The sequence below is a fragment of the Serratia symbiotica genome, assembly GCF_000821185.2.
GTDB lineage: Bacteria > Pseudomonadota > Gammaproteobacteria > Enterobacterales > Enterobacteriaceae > Serratia > Serratia symbiotica.
Genome location: NZ_CP050855.1, coordinates 233,236 through 250,246 on the forward strand (window position 1 = coordinate 233,236; position 17,011 = coordinate 250,246).

Sequence of the window (17,011 nt, forward strand, 5' to 3'; positions counted from 1 at the left end):
CCTAAACTCGGTTTGTGAGAACTGGCACGACAACTGGGTAATGTTCGGGAAGCCTGTAAAATTATGGGCTACAGCAGAGACCGCTACTATCGTTTCAAAACGCTTTACGAACAAGGTGGCGAGTTGGCGCTACAGGAAATCAGTCGTAAAAAACCTATCGAAAAAAATCGTGTTGAAGCTCATATCGAACAAGCCGTCGTAAATATGGCCTATGAATTCCCCGCTTATGGCTAGCACCGTGTCGCCAAGGAATACTGATTTCAGGCAGCGGGGTTCGTTCTGTTTGGTGACGATATGATTTGGAATGCTTTAAAAAGCGGCTCACTGCGTTGGAAACCAAGATGGCTCAGGAGGGCGGTGTTCTCACCGAGGCTCAGTTGCAGGCACTGGAGCAAGCTAAATCCCAACGAGAAGCTCACGGTGAAATAGAGACACAGTACCCAGGCTATCTGGGTGCACAAGACACCTATTATGTCGGCAATATCAAAGGGATTGGCAGAATTTATCAGCAAACCTTTATTGATACTTATAGCCGTGTTGCTGTTGCCAAAGTCTATACCGAGAAGAATGCATTGATTGCCGCAGAAATGCTCAATGAGCAAGTGTTGCCGTTCTTTGATGAGCAAGGGATAGCGTTGTTACGGATATTGACTGATCGCGGGACGGCGTTCTGTGGCAAAAAAGAGAGTCATGCGTTTGAATTATATTTGAATATTGAAGATATCGAGCATACACGACCCCAGGCTTACAGCCCGCAGACAAACGGCATCTGTGAAGGGTTTCACAAGACAATGAAAACGGAATGCTACGATGTCATGTATCGCCGTAAGATTTACCGTAAATCTGATGAAATCCAGCGAGAACTCAGCCAATGGCTCTATTTTTACAACCGTGAGCGCCCCATTCATGACGATACTGTTATGGAAAAACGCCTTGGCAGACTTGGGAAAGCAGCAAGGGTTTGGCGAAAGAAAAGCAACTTGAGAGTTTATTTATCGCATCGGACAGTCAGACTCAACTGACAAATTTGGGTCTGAAAAATGAGTGAATGTCAGATTAAGTTTGAGCTACTACAGAATGAAAAAGCGCCAGTTAAACTGGCGCTTTTTCATTAGGAAATCGCATAGATAGCTTCGCGACAGGCACCTTAACCGTGGCCGAGTAGAGTAGGCCTCTGGTTGAAAGTCATCTACCTGCAAGTAATCGAGCAGCTTTTATGTCATTCAAAACGGAATATCGTCATCAAAGTCTATTGGCGGTTCATTGCTGCTGGCCACGGGGGCATTGTTCTGTGCTGGGCGCTCCTGCTGGCCACCGCTGAACGCGTTGCCACTCTGCGGTTGCTGGGGCTGACCCCAACCACCCTGACCACCGCCTGCTGGAGCGCCGCCGCCCTGGCGACCGCCCAGCATCTGCATGGTGCCACCAATATTAACCACCACTTCGGTGGTGTATTTTTCTACGCCGGCCTGATCGGTCCATTTGCGCGTCTGAAGGGAGCCTTCGATATACACCTGCGAACCTTTGCGCAGATATTCGCCCGCCACTTCGGCCACCTTGCCGAACAACACCACACGGTGCCACTCGGTTTTTTCTTTCTGTTCGCCAGTTGTCTTGTCACGCCAGCTTTCGGAGGTCGCCAAGGTAATGTTGGCCACTGCCCCCCCATTCGGCATGTAACGAACTTCTGGATCCTGGCCCAGATTCCCGACCAGAATTACTTTATTTATGCCTCTGCTGGCCATGAGCACTCTCCCGATGATTGATTCTTATACAGCATAAGCGAATAAGTCTAACACGATGAGTCTAAAACCACACTCGTGTAGGTTATGCGTTTTGCGTTTTGCATTCCGCAATTGTCTTTCCAACCGGCCTAGTTACATTCGTATACTGGATATTAACTCAGTTTTTTGTGTCATAATTATGCGTTGCGTACTGGGGCTGTGCTGGTTTTTGCGCGTTTGATCACTAAACCGCTGACAAAAATCGCTGGCAGGTGCGGTGTATCATCAAGACGGGAAGTGTATATGGATAATATCGAAATTCGTGGTGCTCGAACGCATAATCTCAAAAACATCAACCTGATTATCCCGCGTGACAAGTTGATCGTCGTCACCGGTTTATCTGGTTCCGGCAAGTCCTCGCTGGCTTTTGATACGCTGTATGCCGAAGGGCAGCGCCGCTACGTTGAGTCGCTTTCCGCCTATGCACGCCAGTTCCTTTCGCTCATGGAAAAACCGGACGTCGACCACATTGAAGGTTTATCACCAGCGATCTCCATTGAGCAGAAATCCACCTCGCACAACCCAAGATCTACCGTCGGCACCATTACCGAGATCCATGACTACTTGCGCCTCCTGTTCGCCCGCGTTGGTGAACCACGCTGCCCGGAACACCACACGCCACTGGCGGCGCAATCCGTCAGCCAAATGGTCGATAACGTGCTCAACCAACCGGAAGGCACACGCCTGATGCTGTTGGCCCCGGTGGTAAAAGACCGCAAGGGCGAGCACACCAAAACGCTGGAAACCCTCGCCTCTCAGGGCTATATCCGCGCCCGCATCGATGGCGAGGTGTGCGATCTTTCCGATCCACCGAAGTTGGAGTTGCAAAAGAAGCACACTATCGAAGTGGTGGTTGACCGCTTCAAGGTGCGTGAAGACCTGGCGCAGCGCCTGGCGGAATCGTTCGAGACCGCGCTGGAGCTGTCCGGCGGTACTGCACTGGTGGCTAACATGGACAGTGAAAAGGCCGAAGAGCTGCTATTCTCCGCCAATTTTGCCTGCCCGATATGCGGCTATAGCATGCGCGAGCTGGAACCACGCCTGTTCTCGTTCAACAACCCAGCCGGTGCCTGCCCGACCTGCGATGGCTTGGGCGTGCAGCAGTTCTTTGATCCAGAGCGCGTGGTACAGAACCCGGAGCTGTCGTTGGCTGGCGGTGCGATCCGTGGTTGGGATCGCCGCAATTTCTACTACTTCCAGATGTTGCGCTCGTTGGCGGAACACTATGAGTTCGACGTCGAAGCACCGTTCAACAGCCTGAGCGACAAGGTGCAGAAAGCGGTGCTGAGCGGCTCCGGCAAAGATTCAATCGAATTCAAATACATCAACGATCGCGGTGATACCACCGTACGCCGCCATCCGTTCGAAGGCGTGCTGAACAACATGGAGCGCCGCTACAAAGAGACTGAATCCAGCGCGGTACGCGAAGAGCTAGCCAAGTTTATCAGCAACCGCCCGTGTACCTCGTGCCATGGCACCCGTCTGCGAGAAGAAGCGCGCAACGTATTCGTCGAAGATACCACGCTACCAGAAATCTCCGAGCTGAGCATCGGCCATGCGCTAACCTTCTTCCAGGACATGAAGCTCAGCGGCCAACGCGCCAAGATTGCTGAGAAAGTGCTGAAAGAGATCGGCGATCGCCTGAAATTCTTGGTCAACGTGGGGCTAAACTATCTATCGCTGTCACGCTCGGCGGAAACGCTGTCCGGTGGCGAGGCACAGCGTATCCGTTTGGCAAGCCAGATCGGCGCTGGCCTGGTGGGCGTGATGTACGTGCTGGATGAACCGTCGATCGGCCTGCATCAGCGCGACAACGAACGCCTGCTGGAAACCCTGATCCACCTGCGCAACCTGGGCAATACAGTGATCGTAGTAGAGCACGACGAAGACGCCATTCGCGCCGCTGACCATGTGATCGACATCGGCCCCGGCGCTGGCGTGCACGGTGGTCAGATCGTGGCGGAAGGCAGCGTGGAAGCGATCATGGCACAGCCGGACTCACTGACTGGCCAGTTCCTCAGCGGCAAGCGCGAAATCGCCATACCGCAGCAGCGCGTGCCGGCCGACCCGACTAAAGTGTTAAAGCTGAGTGGCGCGTGTGGTAACAACCTGAAGGGGGTAACGCTGACGCTGCCGGTCGGCCTGTTTATCTGCATTACCGGAGTTTCCGGCTCCGGTAAATCAACGTTGATCAACGATACGCTGTTCCCGATCGCCCAACGCCAGCTCAACGGTGCCACCATCATCGAACCTGCGCCATTCCGCGAAGTGACCGGCCTGGAGCATTTCGATAAGGTGATCGATATCGATCAAAGCCCGATCGGCCGTACTCCGCGCTCTAACCCAGCCACCTACACCGGCATTTTCACGCCGGTGCGCGAGCTGTTCGCTGGTGTACCTGAGTCACGCAGCCGTGGCTACAACCCTGGCCGCTTCAGCTTTAACGTCAAAGGTGGCCGCTGCGAAGCCTGCCAGGGTGATGGCGTGATCAAAGTGGAGATGCACTTCCTGCCAGATATCTACGTGCCGTGCGACCAGTGTAAAGGCAAGCGCTACAACCGCGAGACGCTGGAAGTAAAGTACAAGGGCAAGAATATCCACGAAGTGCTGGAGATGACTATCGAGGAAGCGCGCAATTTCTTCGATGCCGTACCAGCGCTAGCGCGCAAGTTGCAAACCCTGATCGATGTTGGCCTGTCGTATATTCGTCTCGGCCAGTCGGCCACCACCTTGTCCGGCGGTGAGGCGCAGCGCGTCAAGCTGGCACGCGAGCTGTCTAAGCGCGGCACTGGCCAGACACTGTATATCCTCGATGAACCGACCACCGGTCTGCACTTCGCCGATATCCAACAACTGCTGGCGGTGTTGCACCAACTGCGCGATCAGGGCAATACCATCGTGGTCATTGAGCATAACCTAGACGTGATAAAAACAGCAGACTGGATCGTCGATCTGGGGCCGGAAGGCGGCAGTGGCGGTGGTGAGATCCTGGTCTCTGGCACGCCAGAGACCGTAGCCGACTGCGTAACTTCGCACACCGGGCGCTTCCTCAATTCACTGTTAAAAAAGTAACTTTTCACCCAGTTCGCCCTATGACCCGTTACACATAACGTGGTAGTCACATGAGAAATGCCACTTCCATGCGTCGCTTTTAGTGGCGCTGGTCTAGCAGGGTATATCCCCCCTAACTGTTAGCTCCCCCTGGCAGGGTTTACTGCACTGCGGCAAACGCCTCGGCTACAAAATGCACATTGTTATGGTTCAAGCCAGCCACGCACATGCGACCACTGTGGAGCAGGTAAACGCCGAACTCTTCGCGCAGGCGATCAACCTGCGCTGCGCTGAGGCCTGTGTAGCTAAACATACCGCACTGTTCCAGCAGATAATCGAAATTGTGCTGCGGTAGTACGCCTTTCAGTGCTTCCGCCAGCGTTTTACGCATCTCAAGGAGGCGGGTGCGCATGCTTGCCACTTCATTCTGCCACTGGGCTTTCAGTGGCGCGTCGTTCAACACTTTGGCCACTACCTGTGCACCAAAACTCGGCGGACTGGAGTAGTTACGGCGCACGGTAGCCTTAAGCTGGCCCAGCACCCGGATGGCGACCTCTTGGCTTTCGCACACCACTGAAAGCCCACCGACGCGTTCGCCATACAGCGAGAAGATTTTCGAGAACGAATTGCTTACCAAGCACGGCAGACCGGCGGTGGCGATGGCACGGCAGGCGTAGGCATCTTGATCCATGCCAACGCCAAAGCCCTGGTAGGCAACGTCCAGGAACGGGATCAGTGCGCGGTCAGCGATCACCTTGATTACATCATCCCATTGGGCGGTGGTCAGATCAGAGCCGGTCGGGTTGTGGCAGCAAGGGTGCAGTAGCACAATGCTGTGTCTTGGCAACTGTTTCAATGCACCCAGCATGGCGTCGAACTTTACGCCCAGGCTACCAGTGTCGAAGTAGGGATAAGTGTTCACCTTGAAGCCAGCACCATTGAAGATAGCGACATGGTTTTCCCATGTCGGATCGCTGACCCACACTTGTGAATCAGGGAAATAGTTTTTCAAGAAATCTGCCCCTACCTTCAACGCACCGGAACCGCCAACGGTCTGAATGGTGGCGATGCGCTCCTGACGCAACATTGGGTGCTGCGAGCCAAACAGCAACTGCTGGACGGCAGTGCGATATGGCTGTAGACCCTCCATCGGCAAATATAATGATGCGCATTGTTCGACACGGCTCAACTGCGCTTGCGCTGCGGCGACTACCTGCATCTGCGGAATAATGCCTTGCTCATTGTGGTATAGGCCGATGCTCAGGTTCACCTTGTGCGCACGGTGATCTTGTTTAAACTTTTCCATTAGCGACAAGATAGGGTCGCCAGCATAAGCCTCAACGTTATGGAACACAGATTATTCTCCTAAATTATCGCGGTGTAGGTACAGCGTGACGACGCAAAATCGCGTTCGATTTTAGCTTTATCCGCGCATACGGCAAAAGCGCTTCTCTCAATCTGATTGGGCGCGTGATGAGGTAAGAGGGAGGCGCATCAGTGGCTGTAATTAGCAAAGCGACCAGCGAAAGTGATGCAGTGAAGATTAACGCTGGCACGCCCAACATGCGGCAGATCAATCGCCAATGTATTCCATCGCCACACGTTGCGTCAGCTTGGTGACCAGTTCGTAGACACTGATGCCGGCATAGATGGCGATGCGCTCAACTGGCAGTGCTTGGCCCCACAGCACGGCCTCGTCCCCGACTTTGTCGGTGGCATCAGGCCCTAGATCAACCGAGATCATGTCCATCGATACCCGACCAACAATCGGCACTTCGCGCCCATTCAGCCAGATCGGCGTACCAGTGGGAGCACTGCGTGGATAACCGTCACCATAGCCTATCGCCACCACGCCCAGGCGGGTATCACGCTGGCTGATCCAAGTGCCACCGTAACCGACCGGCTCACCGGCCAGGTGGTCACGCACGGCGATCAAGCTAGACTTCAGCGTCATCGCTGGCTGTAGCAGGTGCTGGCTACCGTTGGCGTTATCCAGTGGCGACACGCCGTATAGGATAATGCCTGGCCGTACCCACTGGTTATGTGCGTCCGGCCACAGCAGAATGCCGCTTGAAGCGGCGATCGAACGTTGGCCTGGTTTACCACGGGCAAACTGCTCAAAGCAGGCGATCTGTTTTAGGGTTGCGTCAGATCCCGGCTCATCAGCACAGCTAAAGTGGCTCATGATATTGACTGGCTGCGCCACGTTGTGACAGGCGCACAAGCGCTGGTAAAAGGCTTCGGCCTGCTCTGGCCGCACGCCCAAGCGATGCATGCCGGTGTCCAGTTTCATCCACACCGGCAACGGGTGTGCCAGTTTGGCCTGCTCCAATGCCTCCAACTGTTCGCTGCTGTGCACTACGGTTTCGATGTTATTCGCCACCAATAACGGTAGATCTTCGGCAGAGAAGAAACCTTCCAGTAGTAGGATCGGTTTGACGATACCGCCGAAGCGCAGCGCTAACGCTTCACTAATGCGCGACACGCCAAAGCAGTCGGCATCTTGCAGAGTGTGTGCTGTTTCCAGCATGCCGTGGCCGTAAGCATTTGCTTTCACAATGGCAATCAGGTGGCTTTGCGGTGCCTGGCGGCGCACCTGTTGCAGATTATGTCGTAGAGCGCTGCGGTCGATTACTGCGGTCGCCACTTTCATTGTTATCTCCTAAGTTGATTATTCATCCTCATAGTGTGACCCTGCATAGTTATCGAAACGCGACCACTGGCCGTTAAAAGTCAGCCGCACGGTACCAATCGGACCGTTACGCTGCTTACCCAGAATAATTTCGGCAATCCCTTTCAAATCGCTGTTGTCGTGATAAACCTCATCACGGTAGATGAACATAATCAGGTCGGCATCCTGCTCGATGGAGCCAGACTCACGCAGATCAGAGTTGACCGGGCGTTTGTCGGCACGTTGCTCCAAGCCACGGTTCAACTGCGACAGCGCCACCACTGGAACCTGAAGCTCTTTCGCCAACGCCTTTAGCGAGCGGGAAATTTCGGCGATCTCCAGCGTACGGTTATCGGATAAGGCGGGTACACGCATCAGTTGCAGGTAGTCGATCATGATCAAGCTAAGCCCGTCATGCTCGCGGAAAATGCGCCGCGCGCGGGAGCGCACTTCGGTTGGCGTCAGGCCGGAAGAGTCATCGATGTACATGTTACGCTTCTCCAGCAGGAGACCCATGGTGCTGGAGATGCGCGCCCAGTCCTCATCATTGAGCTGCCCGGTACGGATGCGCGTTTGATCCACGCGCGACAGCGATGCCAGCATACGCATCATGATCTGGTTGCCGGGCATTTCGAGACTGAAGATCAGCACCGGTTTTTCCTGCGTCATCGCGGCGTGTTCACATAGGTTCATCGCGAAGGTGGTTTTCCCCATCGATGGACGGGCGGCAACGATAATCAGGTCGGATTTCTGCAAACCGGCGGTTTTTTTATTGAGATCTTGATAACCGGTATCCACACCGGTAACACCGTCGTGCGGCTGCTGATACAGTTGCTCAATGCGCGAGACGGTGTCCTCGAGGATGCGGTCAATGCCCTTTGGGCCGTCATCCTTGTTGGCACGGTTTTCGGCAATCTGGAAAACGCGGGATTCTGCCAGATCGAGCAAATCTTCGCTGCTACGCCCCTGAGGATCGTAGCCGGCATCGGCGATTTCATTGGCTACCGAGATCATCTCGCGCACCACCGCACGCTCGCGCACGATATCGGCATAGGCACTGATGTTAGCGGCACTTGGGGTGTTTTTCGACAGCTCAGCCAGGTAGGCGAAACCGCCTACTAAATCCAGCTCACCCTTCTGTTCTAAGGACTCAGACAGGGTGATCAAGTCGATCGGTTTGCTCATTTCCAGCAGGCGCTGCATCTCGGTAAAGATCAAACGGTGCGGACGGCTGAAGAAGTCGTTGGCGACCACGCGCTCTGATACGTTATCCCAGCGTTCGTTGTCGAGCATCAAACCACCCAATACCGACTGCTCAGCCTCCAGCGAATGTGGTGGCATCTTCAGCCCTTCCATCTGACGATCTCGTGGGCTATTTCTGGCTTCGTCCGCGTTTGTTTTATTGGTTGTTTTTTTTCCTGCCATGAAGCGTATTCTTTATCCGGTTGCGAATAGAGTGTCCAGATGCGTGAGTATACGTGATTTTTATTCGTGATTCTTGCGGCATCACCAATGCGGAAAAGGCGTGGATCTAGATAACTTATATGGACACCGACCCAATGCAAGTGTGGGCAGGCCTTTTCCTGACAATGTAGTCACAAACATATATTCGGCTTGGTGCGTCCTGATGAACCGTACTCTCTGGCCTCATTAGTGTCATGGATTATGACAGCCGAGCTATTTGCCAGGTTCACAGAGCGTCGGTTCTCACTGCCAACATATCAACCCTTTGACTTTATTTGATTTACCAGCGCCCATGCCATTCGTGCATTTTGTTCTCCAGTACCACAATGGCTTTATTCACGCCGCTTCGCGTGATTATTCCTACAGCCGGCGTTGCAGGCCGCTGCACCGTTCATCCGGGAGGTTAACAACGCGGTAGACCGCAGAGCGGGCAGCGTGAATAGCACCATCCCCGCGCTTCGTTATCCCCTGGAGTCTGACCTTGCCGCCACTGCTGTACTCTTTAGATACCAGTCCCAGATAACTGGCAAAATGTCGGCCATTCTGAAAATCAGAGCTGTTACCCGGTGACACCGTTAGCGCCGATGCCCCAGAGTCCCAATACCCGGTATGCTCTCCAGCCTGAGGATATCCATTTTACTGATTGATATGCGCATGGCGTACGTCCAGCTCTTTTATCTGCTGCTGACAGCTCTGCAATTTTTGCAGCATCTCTTGGAACAACTGCCAGCTTAGCGTAGTCAGTTCATTTTTCGGCATCTTCCCGATATCCCGGCAGACAGACCATGATTTTATGAGCGCCTTCCGGCATGGCAATACCGTATTCCAGGCCCAGCCCTCTGTATATGATTGATGAGGGCCGTTCTGTTCCCCATGCGTCGCTGGCGAAATATTCTGCTACTCAACGTTTTTTTCCGGCACATAACGCGCCCAGCCGACTGTCAGCTTCAACGATAGCGATGGCATCATTTGTATCGTTTTTTACTTCCCATTGGCTTTGTTAAATCAATCGGGGAACTGATTACCGAATGCAATTTTTGCAACATAAAAAATTGTGTCGCTCAATCAAATCGCCATCTGTCACCCTCTAACTGATTGATTTTCTACTGTGCCAAATGCGACGTATCCGGTACAGCAGCACAATCTTTATTTATTCAACAAAGCCAGAAGGTACGCCACTCTATGAAAACCATCAGCCCGTTTTCGGGCAGGAAACATACTCTGGCAAAAGTGGAACGGTATTAAGTACAGCTATTATTTTATGCATTAATAATTAAAGTTATACCCTAAATAATTCCAGTTGTAGGAAGGCAGCAACGCAGCGACAAATTGATCGGGAACCGATTTGAACAGCGCTTGCGCTGAGCCGCAGGCTGAACCTCAGGGATAAGGTTCATTAACCCCTAGGAGCTTACATCAGTAAGTGACTGCGGTGAGTGAGGAAAGCTAACGCACAGGCAACTTAAATATAACGGGGATAAAACCAGATAGTGAGATGGCAAAGTGCGTAGCGTTCTCCACCACCAGTGACTTGAAAGTGTTGCAATAGGTTAATTTCATTTCACTACGTATGGCAGACGTGAAGTGCAGATCGAGAACATTACGCCATTTCGTTGCGCGGTTAGCGCACCCAATCCAGCGCTTGTTCCACCACTTGAACATCAGCTCCCGGCTTGTGAGCGTTTTCGCTCAGGTGGCGACGCCACTGCCGTGCGCCCGGCACCCCCTGAAACAGGCCAAGAATATGGCGGGTAATATGGCCCAGATAAGTACCATTGGATAGCTCACGCTCAATGTATGGGTACAACGATTCAATGATCGCCACACTGTCCTTGACTGCACCCTGAACGCCAAATAGCTCGTTGTCAACCCGCGCCAAAATACCGGGGTTCTGGTAGGCTTCGCGACCCATCATCACACCATCCAAATGCTGTAGGTGCTGCTGTGCCTCTTCCAGCGTCTTCACACCGCCATTGATGGCGATGGTCAACGCTGGGAAGTCTCGCTTCAGTTGATACACCCGTGGATAGTCCAGCGGCGGCACTTCGCGGTTTTCTTTCGGACTGAGGCCAGAGAGCCAAGCCTTGCGCGCATGGAGGGTGAACATAGCGCATTCACCACGGCCAGCAACGGTGGAGATGAAGTCACACAGAAATTCGTAGCTATCCTGATCGTCGATGCCAATACGTGTCTTGACCGTCACTGGAATTGATACCACGTCACGCATCGCCTTGATGCCATCGGCGACCAGTGCCGCCTGTGCCATCAAGCAGGCACCGAACATGCCATTCTGCACCCGATCAGATGGGCAACCGACATTGAGGTTGATTTCATCATAGCCGCGCTGCTCTGCCAGCTTGGCGCAGTGCGCCAGCGCAGCCGGATCGCTGCCGCCCAGTTGCAACGCCACCGGATGTTCTTCTTTGTTGTGGGCCAGATAATCGCCCTTACCGTGGATAATCGCGCCGGTAGTCACCATCTCGGTATAAAGCAGCGTTTCCTTGGTCAGCAAACGGTGAAAGTAACGGCAATGACGATCAGTCCAATCGAGCATCGGGGCAATGGAAAAGCGTGAAGGGCTGTATTTCGGCGCTACACCAATATTTTCGCTGCTCTGGTGGGAATGCGGGGTTTCTTTGTTTTCGTGCATTTTTTGTCTTTATGTCGTATTTTTTCTTTATCAGCACCCCCAACAGCACCCCTGACTCATGGGGTGCTGAACGAAGGTAAAGGAAAAGCATGGCCTACTATAGCATAGAAAAACGTCAACGCGCCGATGGAACTTTACGCTACCGCTGCACCGTAGGCGTAAAAGAAGGTGGGAAATATATCTACCGGGAAAACCGAACATTCAGCAAACAGGCCCATGCCAAAACGTGGGGTACTGTCAGGGTTGCTGAACTGGAAACAAATGGGGTGCCGACCGGCAACGACTTAAACAAAATGGCCGTTGGCGACCTGCTTAAACGCTACATCAACGATCCGAATCTCGGTGGCAAAGCAGGACGCACCAAACGTTATGTACTGGATATGTTGCTGGACTGCGACATAGCCGAAATCCCTCTTACAGACCTCTCAACCAGCCATGTTATTGGACACTGCCGCCAGAGAAACGGCGCTGGCGCTGGCCCTTCCACTATTAACCACGATGTAAGTTATCTCTCTTCCGTTCTGGCGTCTGCCAAACCTGTCTACGGTATCGACTACACAAGCAACCCGGCAACCGATGCAAGACCGCTACTGCTCCAGATGGAGCTAATTGGCAAATCTAAACGCCGCCACCGCCGCCCGGCAAGCGACGAGTTGGATAGGTTACTGGCAGGGCTTGAGTCCAGAAGCGATCATGTCGCGGCAAAAATCCCCTTCGTTGATATTCTGAACTTTTCGATCCTCAGTTGTATGCGGGTGGGCGAAGTGTGCAAAATCCGATGGGAGGACGTGGACGAAAAACAAAGGGCCGTACTGGTCAGAGACAGGAAAGATCCGCGCAAAAAATCAGGTAACCATATGCTGGTACCACTTCTCGGCGATGCCTGGAACATAGTGCAGCGTCAGCCCAAAACCAGCGAATTAATTTTCCCTTACAACTCTCGTTCCGTAACAGCGGGTTTTCAACGTGTCAGGAATGCCTTGGGCATTGAAGACTTGCGCTACCACGATCTACGCCGTGAAGGAGCCAGCCGCCTGTTTGAAGCTGGATTTAGCATCGAAGAAGTTGCACAAGTTACAGGACATCGCTCGCTGAACGTTTTGTGGCAGGTGTACACGGAGCTATACCCGAATTCGTTGCACGCTAAGTTTGACTACTTACAAGCGGCGAAAGACTGATGTTGTTAGTACATGATTAAATTTCCTGTTCCCACTTATGTAAAGCATCTCTCCTTAAACAGGTATTGCTTAGCTCGCCCCACATCGAGTAGGGAGAGGCTTCCTCTCCGGCGTGGGGACTGATAAAGTGATTGGTCGATAAATACGGTAATCCGCCAAAGTCCTTGGGGCTTTAGCAAATACGTAAATTAATATTAAATAGCCTGAATAAACCATGAGTTTTGTGAAAAAAATAAGACAACTCAATCGCAAGAGAAATTATTTCATTAAGAAGTTAAAATATAATACCAACCTATACCTTGCCGCAAAACGGTGGCATTACCCTTGCAAAGAATTTCCCTTAGAAAAAACTAGAACAATTTTGCTGCTTAGGAATGATGATGAAATCGGTGATGCGATCATATCTACATGCATGCTTAAAACCCTTTGTGATGCTGGATCAAAAATAGATATATTAGCCACTAAAGAAAATAGTTTTATTTTTTCAAGCAATCCGTATGTCAGAAACTTTTATTTACTTAATGCGGAATCAATTGAAAATCACCAGAGTAAGTTTGAATTACGTCTACCGGATAACATTTTATACATTTAAAAAAATGCATATGATCTTTTGATAGATACTGGCGTATGGGATACGGCACTTTACATGCCAAAATTGATAGCAGAGATCAAACCAAAGCAAAATTTAGCTTTTAACAAGCCTAATTGGTTAAAGCAATATACCACTAACATTAAATTTAATTACCTCGATAAACATATAACAGGGATTTACAGACATATAATTGAAAAGCTAAACGTTACAATAGAGTACCCTCTAGAATATGAGGTAAGTTACCCATCAATCGATCCTAGATGAAATGAGATCATCCAATTTTTTCGTTACTCAGCAAAAAAACATTGTAATAAATCCTTATGCAAGCCATAACGACCGCTCACTTTCAGAGGCTCAAATATCCGAAATCGTTAATGGCTTAAACTCAACCGGCGATAACATAATCATATTGGATTACAAAAAACAGCTTAGCAACTCAGATTATCCACAGGCTAAGCTACTCTATACGCCAACACTTTATCATGTGATGGCCGCAGTATTTTTATCCGACCTCGTTATTACTCCAGATACATCACTAGTCCATATCTCAGCCATGTATAATAAAAAATTAATTGGGATATATCGGGATGTATCCAAAAAAAATATGCTATGGGATCCAGGATATAATAACGGCCACCAAATATTTACATCACACCACCGATTATATCAAGACATGTTGGTTATTAAAAAAGTGATTGAGCTGAAAAAAACACTTATCTGAAAACGTCTTTTTGTTGTTGGTAGTGAGTTTACCACCAACAACAATTTTCTACCTACCATTAAGCGCTACGATACCAGTCTATCAATTTGACAAATGCGTCGGCCACTCAATCTCTGGCGCAGTGCCGGTTTGACAATAGCGAAATTTTTCATCAGCCGCCTTGCCAACTCACGCCCAAGTTGCTCGCCTTTACTGCATACCGAGCACATCATCGTAGTGATGACCTGCGTAAAAAACGCGGCATCAAGGCCTAATGCTTGTCAGTTAAGCTTTTGAGGACGCCGCAACGGGTAACGTTGCGGCTTCTTTTTTACCGCTCTTGGATAATGTCTTTGCCGTCGGGCTGGCAGGACGAAGCTTTCAGCCATCGCCAGGATTTCATTCATCACTTTCGGCACCTTTCCCGGAGCCACCGCTGGCAGTATGCTCAGTTGCGCTGTTAGATACAGTGCAGCCTGTTTAAACCCTATCTGGTAAGGCTCCACGTTTTTCAGGCTGTAAGCCATCTGTGCCATCATGAACCTCAGCAGGTTATAAGCCAGCACTACACCCCAGAATTCCTGTCTTATTAGCTCCGGCTTTCTGCTTCTCAGCGTCAGTTCATTTTGCAACAGATGCTGTTTCATTTCTCTGAAGCCCTGCTCGATTTCCCAACGCTGCCCGTAAAGGTCAACGATATCAGCTTTAGGGTAACGTAACGGATCGCACATTGACGTCAGGATCTGTATTGTTTTTCCGTTGATTTCTTTACTTATCAACCTCGCCGTCAGTGTTTGAGGCGCATCTTTCCATTTCTTACGGGCCTGAGGGGGTAAGCTGAGTTCGACCAGTTCATGTCCTGCACCCAGCTTCTCGCGCACCTGATACTGCGCGCCTTTGCGCAGTGGGATCATCCAGTGTTTTTCTGTTCCTGATGACCACCAGTGGTGAAGCAACCCGAGTGCATAGAAGCCTTTATCCAGTATCGTCAGTGAGTGGTCCTGCGTCTGCCCGGCCAATTGAGCGGCAAGGTCAACTTCGCTGGTTTCTGACACGCTGCCAAAGCTCACACCGGATAACAGATGACTGGTCACTTCCATCTGACAGACCATACGCAGCTGTGGCCAGTCGGACTGGGCATACTCATTAGCTGTTCGTCCAAAAGCAGCATCATTTTCCGGCGTGTCCGGTGTTCTCCACAGAGTGCCGTCTACAGCCATCAATGTCAGACCGTTCCAGTGGGATAACGGTGTTTTCTCGAACCAGAGTTGGCGTGTTTTCTCGAAAACCAGTCTAACCACATCTTCCCCGAGCCGCTGACGGGCTTGTACCACGGCGCTGGGTGCGACAAAAGGACGCTTACCCGGCAGCATAATATCGAGATGTGAAACCAACTGATTCATGGAAAATGAGCGGAACAAGGACATACCGGCGACAGCCCAGACCATCATCTCCATGGGGAGACGGCGCTTGCGAAGCGTCACGACCCCGGTATCAGCCAGGCACTCATCGATAAGCTCAGGTGAGAGCAAATCAGACAGTGCAGCAAACTCTTTTAGGAGAGAATTTAAGAACGGCATCAAGCGCCTGACTCAGTAACATAAAAAAATCCGTAATCTCAGGGAGATTACGGATTTTCACACAGAGGTAGGATCGTTCAAGTGATCTTTAACTGATCGGCATTAGGCATCAAGGCCGCGTTTAGTAACACGAGGTTGTCAGTTATTCGCTGTTTTGTTGCTTTAGCGTCAACATCAACCCTTTGCGCCGCATTTGCGCCGCTTCATCCGAGCGATGCAGTTTTTCCAGCGTATCACCCAGCCAAGCATAGTCGTAGACGTCTGGCCGCTGTTTCAGCGCTTCGCGGAAGGCGTCAGTCGCCTGCTGCCATTCGCCGTGCTTCATCAGCAATTGCCCCAACGTACTATTTAGTAGCGGTGTTGCACCATACTGTTTGACCTGCTGATGCAGCGCTTTCTCCAACCGCTCCAGGTTGCCAGATTTCAGCCGTGGGATCAGCAGTACTAAACGTTCGTCATAGTGGCGTTTTAAGCTGTCCAACACAATCTCCTGTGCCATTTCGTGGTCGTTGCATTCGATCAGGTGTTCCACCATGGCGATTTGCAATGGCACTTCATGGCGGGTTTTGCGGCTTTGATCTTTCCACCAGCGCTTCAGCCCGTCACTACCCTCTGCGGCCATCGCCTGATTCATCAGCCCAATATAAGCTTGCTGCCGCAACACCTGTAGCTCGTTTTCGCTGTGCAGTTCAATCTTGTGCATCGATGGCAGGATCTCCAGCAGCGAATTGTAGGCACCCGTGCGCAGGTAAGCCTGCTCGGCTAGCCGTAGCACTTCCGGATGGCGCGGAGCTTGGTTCAGCAGGCGATCAACGCCATGACGCGCGGCATGATCCTCGCCTTGTGCTAGCTGAATGCGCACCCTAGTGATGTCCACGGGTAACTGATCGGTGTCAGCGACCTCGGCGGCGCGCTCCAGATATTGATTGGTGCGGAAGTCATCGCCGCGCTGTTGGGCAGCTTCGGCAGCCAACAAGTAGTTCACCATCGGCTGTTCAGCATGATCGGCATTACGCGTTAGCAGGCTCTCAACTTGCTTATAGTCGCCTTCCGCTAGCTTGATGAGTGCGGCCTTGGTCTGAGCACGGGCACGGCTACGTTTGCGGCCAATAAACCAGCCGCGAGTGCGCGCACCCGTGCGGAAGATGTGGCGCAGCACCCATTCGATCGCCATCAGCATTACTACTAGCAGCAACACCATGATCACCAGACCGGTGACGCTGGTTTCAATGTTGTAGTTATCAGTCTGAATCAGTACGTAGCCTTGATGCCCAGCTAACATTGGCCCGAACACCACACTGACAATCAGCACCAGGAACAAAAATAACACGCGTAACATGC

The 17,011-nt window shown here is 51.7% G+C and carries 13 protein-coding genes and 1 pseudogene; 5 read left to right on the plus strand and 9 right to left on the minus strand.

Translation table 11 applies throughout. The features are described from left to right. Positions 1-21 precede the first annotated feature (21 nt). Positions 22-1,048 (plus strand): annotated as a pseudogene (locus SYMBAF_RS01245) (IS481 family transposase). 175 nt (positions 1,049-1,223) lie between these two features. Here the strand turns inward: SYMBAF_RS01245 and ssb1 are convergent. Beyond that, positions 1,224-1,745: a single-stranded DNA-binding protein SSB1 gene (ssb1, locus tag SYMBAF_RS01250; protein WP_040264418.1), complete on the minus strand. Its 522-nt coding sequence runs from the start codon at positions 1,743-1,745 to the stop codon at positions 1,224-1,226. A 282-nt stretch (positions 1,746-2,027) separates the two neighbouring features. Here ssb1 and uvrA point away from each other — a divergent pair, with 282 nt between their 5' ends. Then, complete coding sequence (gene uvrA / locus SYMBAF_RS01255) at positions 2,028-4,856, plus strand: excinuclease ABC subunit UvrA (RefSeq protein ID WP_040264416.1); 2,829 nt, start codon at positions 2,028-2,030, stop codon at positions 4,854-4,856. Positions 4,857-4,995: 139 nt separating this feature from the next. On the opposite strand, the gene SYMBAF_RS01260 is transcribed toward uvrA, so the two are convergent. The 6 genes from SYMBAF_RS01260 to dusA form a co-directional block, all read right to left on the minus strand. Next, positions 4,996-6,189 carry an amino acid aminotransferase gene (locus SYMBAF_RS01260; protein ID WP_040264415.1) on the minus strand — a complete coding sequence of 398 codons (1,194 nt, stop codon included), beginning with the start codon at positions 6,187-6,189 and terminating at the stop codon, positions 4,996-4,998. A 219-nt stretch (positions 6,190-6,408) separates the two neighbouring features. Beyond that, positions 6,409-7,488: an alanine racemase gene (gene alr, locus SYMBAF_RS01265; protein ID WP_040264412.1), complete on the minus strand. Its 1,080-nt coding sequence runs from the start codon at positions 7,486-7,488 to the stop codon at positions 6,409-6,411. 18 nt (positions 7,489-7,506) lie between these two features. After that, positions 7,507-8,931 carry a replicative DNA helicase gene (gene dnaB, locus SYMBAF_RS01270; protein ID WP_040264410.1) on the minus strand — a complete coding sequence of 475 codons (1,425 nt, stop codon included), beginning with the start codon at positions 8,929-8,931 and terminating at the stop codon, positions 7,507-7,509. Positions 8,932-9,330: 399 nt separating this feature from the next. Further along, on the minus strand, positions 9,331-9,543 hold the full coding sequence (locus tag SYMBAF_RS01275) for a transposase (protein ID WP_082026876.1): 213 nt from the start codon (positions 9,541-9,543) through the stop codon (positions 9,331-9,333). Between the two features lie 63 nt (positions 9,544-9,606). After that, positions 9,607-9,729: a hypothetical protein gene (locus SYMBAF_RS18050; RefSeq protein WP_264082000.1), complete on the minus strand. Its 123-nt coding sequence runs from the start codon at positions 9,727-9,729 to the stop codon at positions 9,607-9,609. A gap of 862 nt (positions 9,730-10,591) precedes the next feature. Beyond that, the gene (gene dusA, locus SYMBAF_RS01280) at positions 10,592-11,620 is read right to left on the minus strand and encodes a tRNA dihydrouridine(20/20a) synthase DusA (RefSeq protein WP_040264407.1); all 1,029 of its coding nucleotides are present in this window, start codon (positions 11,618-11,620) and stop codon (positions 10,592-10,594) included. Between the two features lie 89 nt (positions 11,621-11,709). On the opposite strand from dusA, the gene SYMBAF_RS01285 reads away from it, so the two are divergent. The 3 genes from SYMBAF_RS01285 (at position 11,710) to SYMBAF_RS01295 (ending at position 14,111) form a co-directional block, all read left to right on the plus strand. After that, positions 11,710-12,798, plus strand: coding sequence for a tyrosine-type recombinase/integrase (locus SYMBAF_RS01285; RefSeq protein ID WP_040264405.1), 1,089 nt, complete (start codon positions 11,710-11,712; stop codon positions 12,796-12,798). A gap of 223 nt (positions 12,799-13,021) precedes the next feature. After that, positions 13,022-13,390, plus strand: a complete 369-nt coding sequence (locus SYMBAF_RS01290; protein WP_152609067.1) for a glycosyltransferase family 9 protein — start codon at positions 13,022-13,024, stop codon at positions 13,388-13,390. A gap of 265 nt (positions 13,391-13,655) precedes the next feature. Then, a complete protein-coding gene (locus SYMBAF_RS01295) occupies positions 13,656-14,111 on the plus strand; it encodes a glycosyltransferase family 9 protein (protein WP_040264398.1) in 456 nt (151 codons plus the stop codon). A 260-nt stretch (positions 14,112-14,371) separates the two neighbouring features. On the opposite strand, the gene SYMBAF_RS01300 is transcribed toward SYMBAF_RS01295, so the two are convergent. Both SYMBAF_RS01300 and hemY read right to left on the minus strand, forming a co-directional pair. After that, complete coding sequence (locus SYMBAF_RS01300; protein ID WP_152609066.1) at positions 14,372-15,670, minus strand: IS4 family transposase; 1,299 nt, start codon at positions 15,668-15,670, stop codon at positions 14,372-14,374. Between the two features lie 142 nt (positions 15,671-15,812). Beyond that, positions 15,813-17,009: a protoheme IX biogenesis protein HemY gene (hemY, locus tag SYMBAF_RS01305; RefSeq protein WP_040264397.1), complete on the minus strand. Its 1,197-nt coding sequence runs from the start codon at positions 17,007-17,009 to the stop codon at positions 15,813-15,815. Positions 17,010-17,011 lie beyond the last annotated feature (2 nt).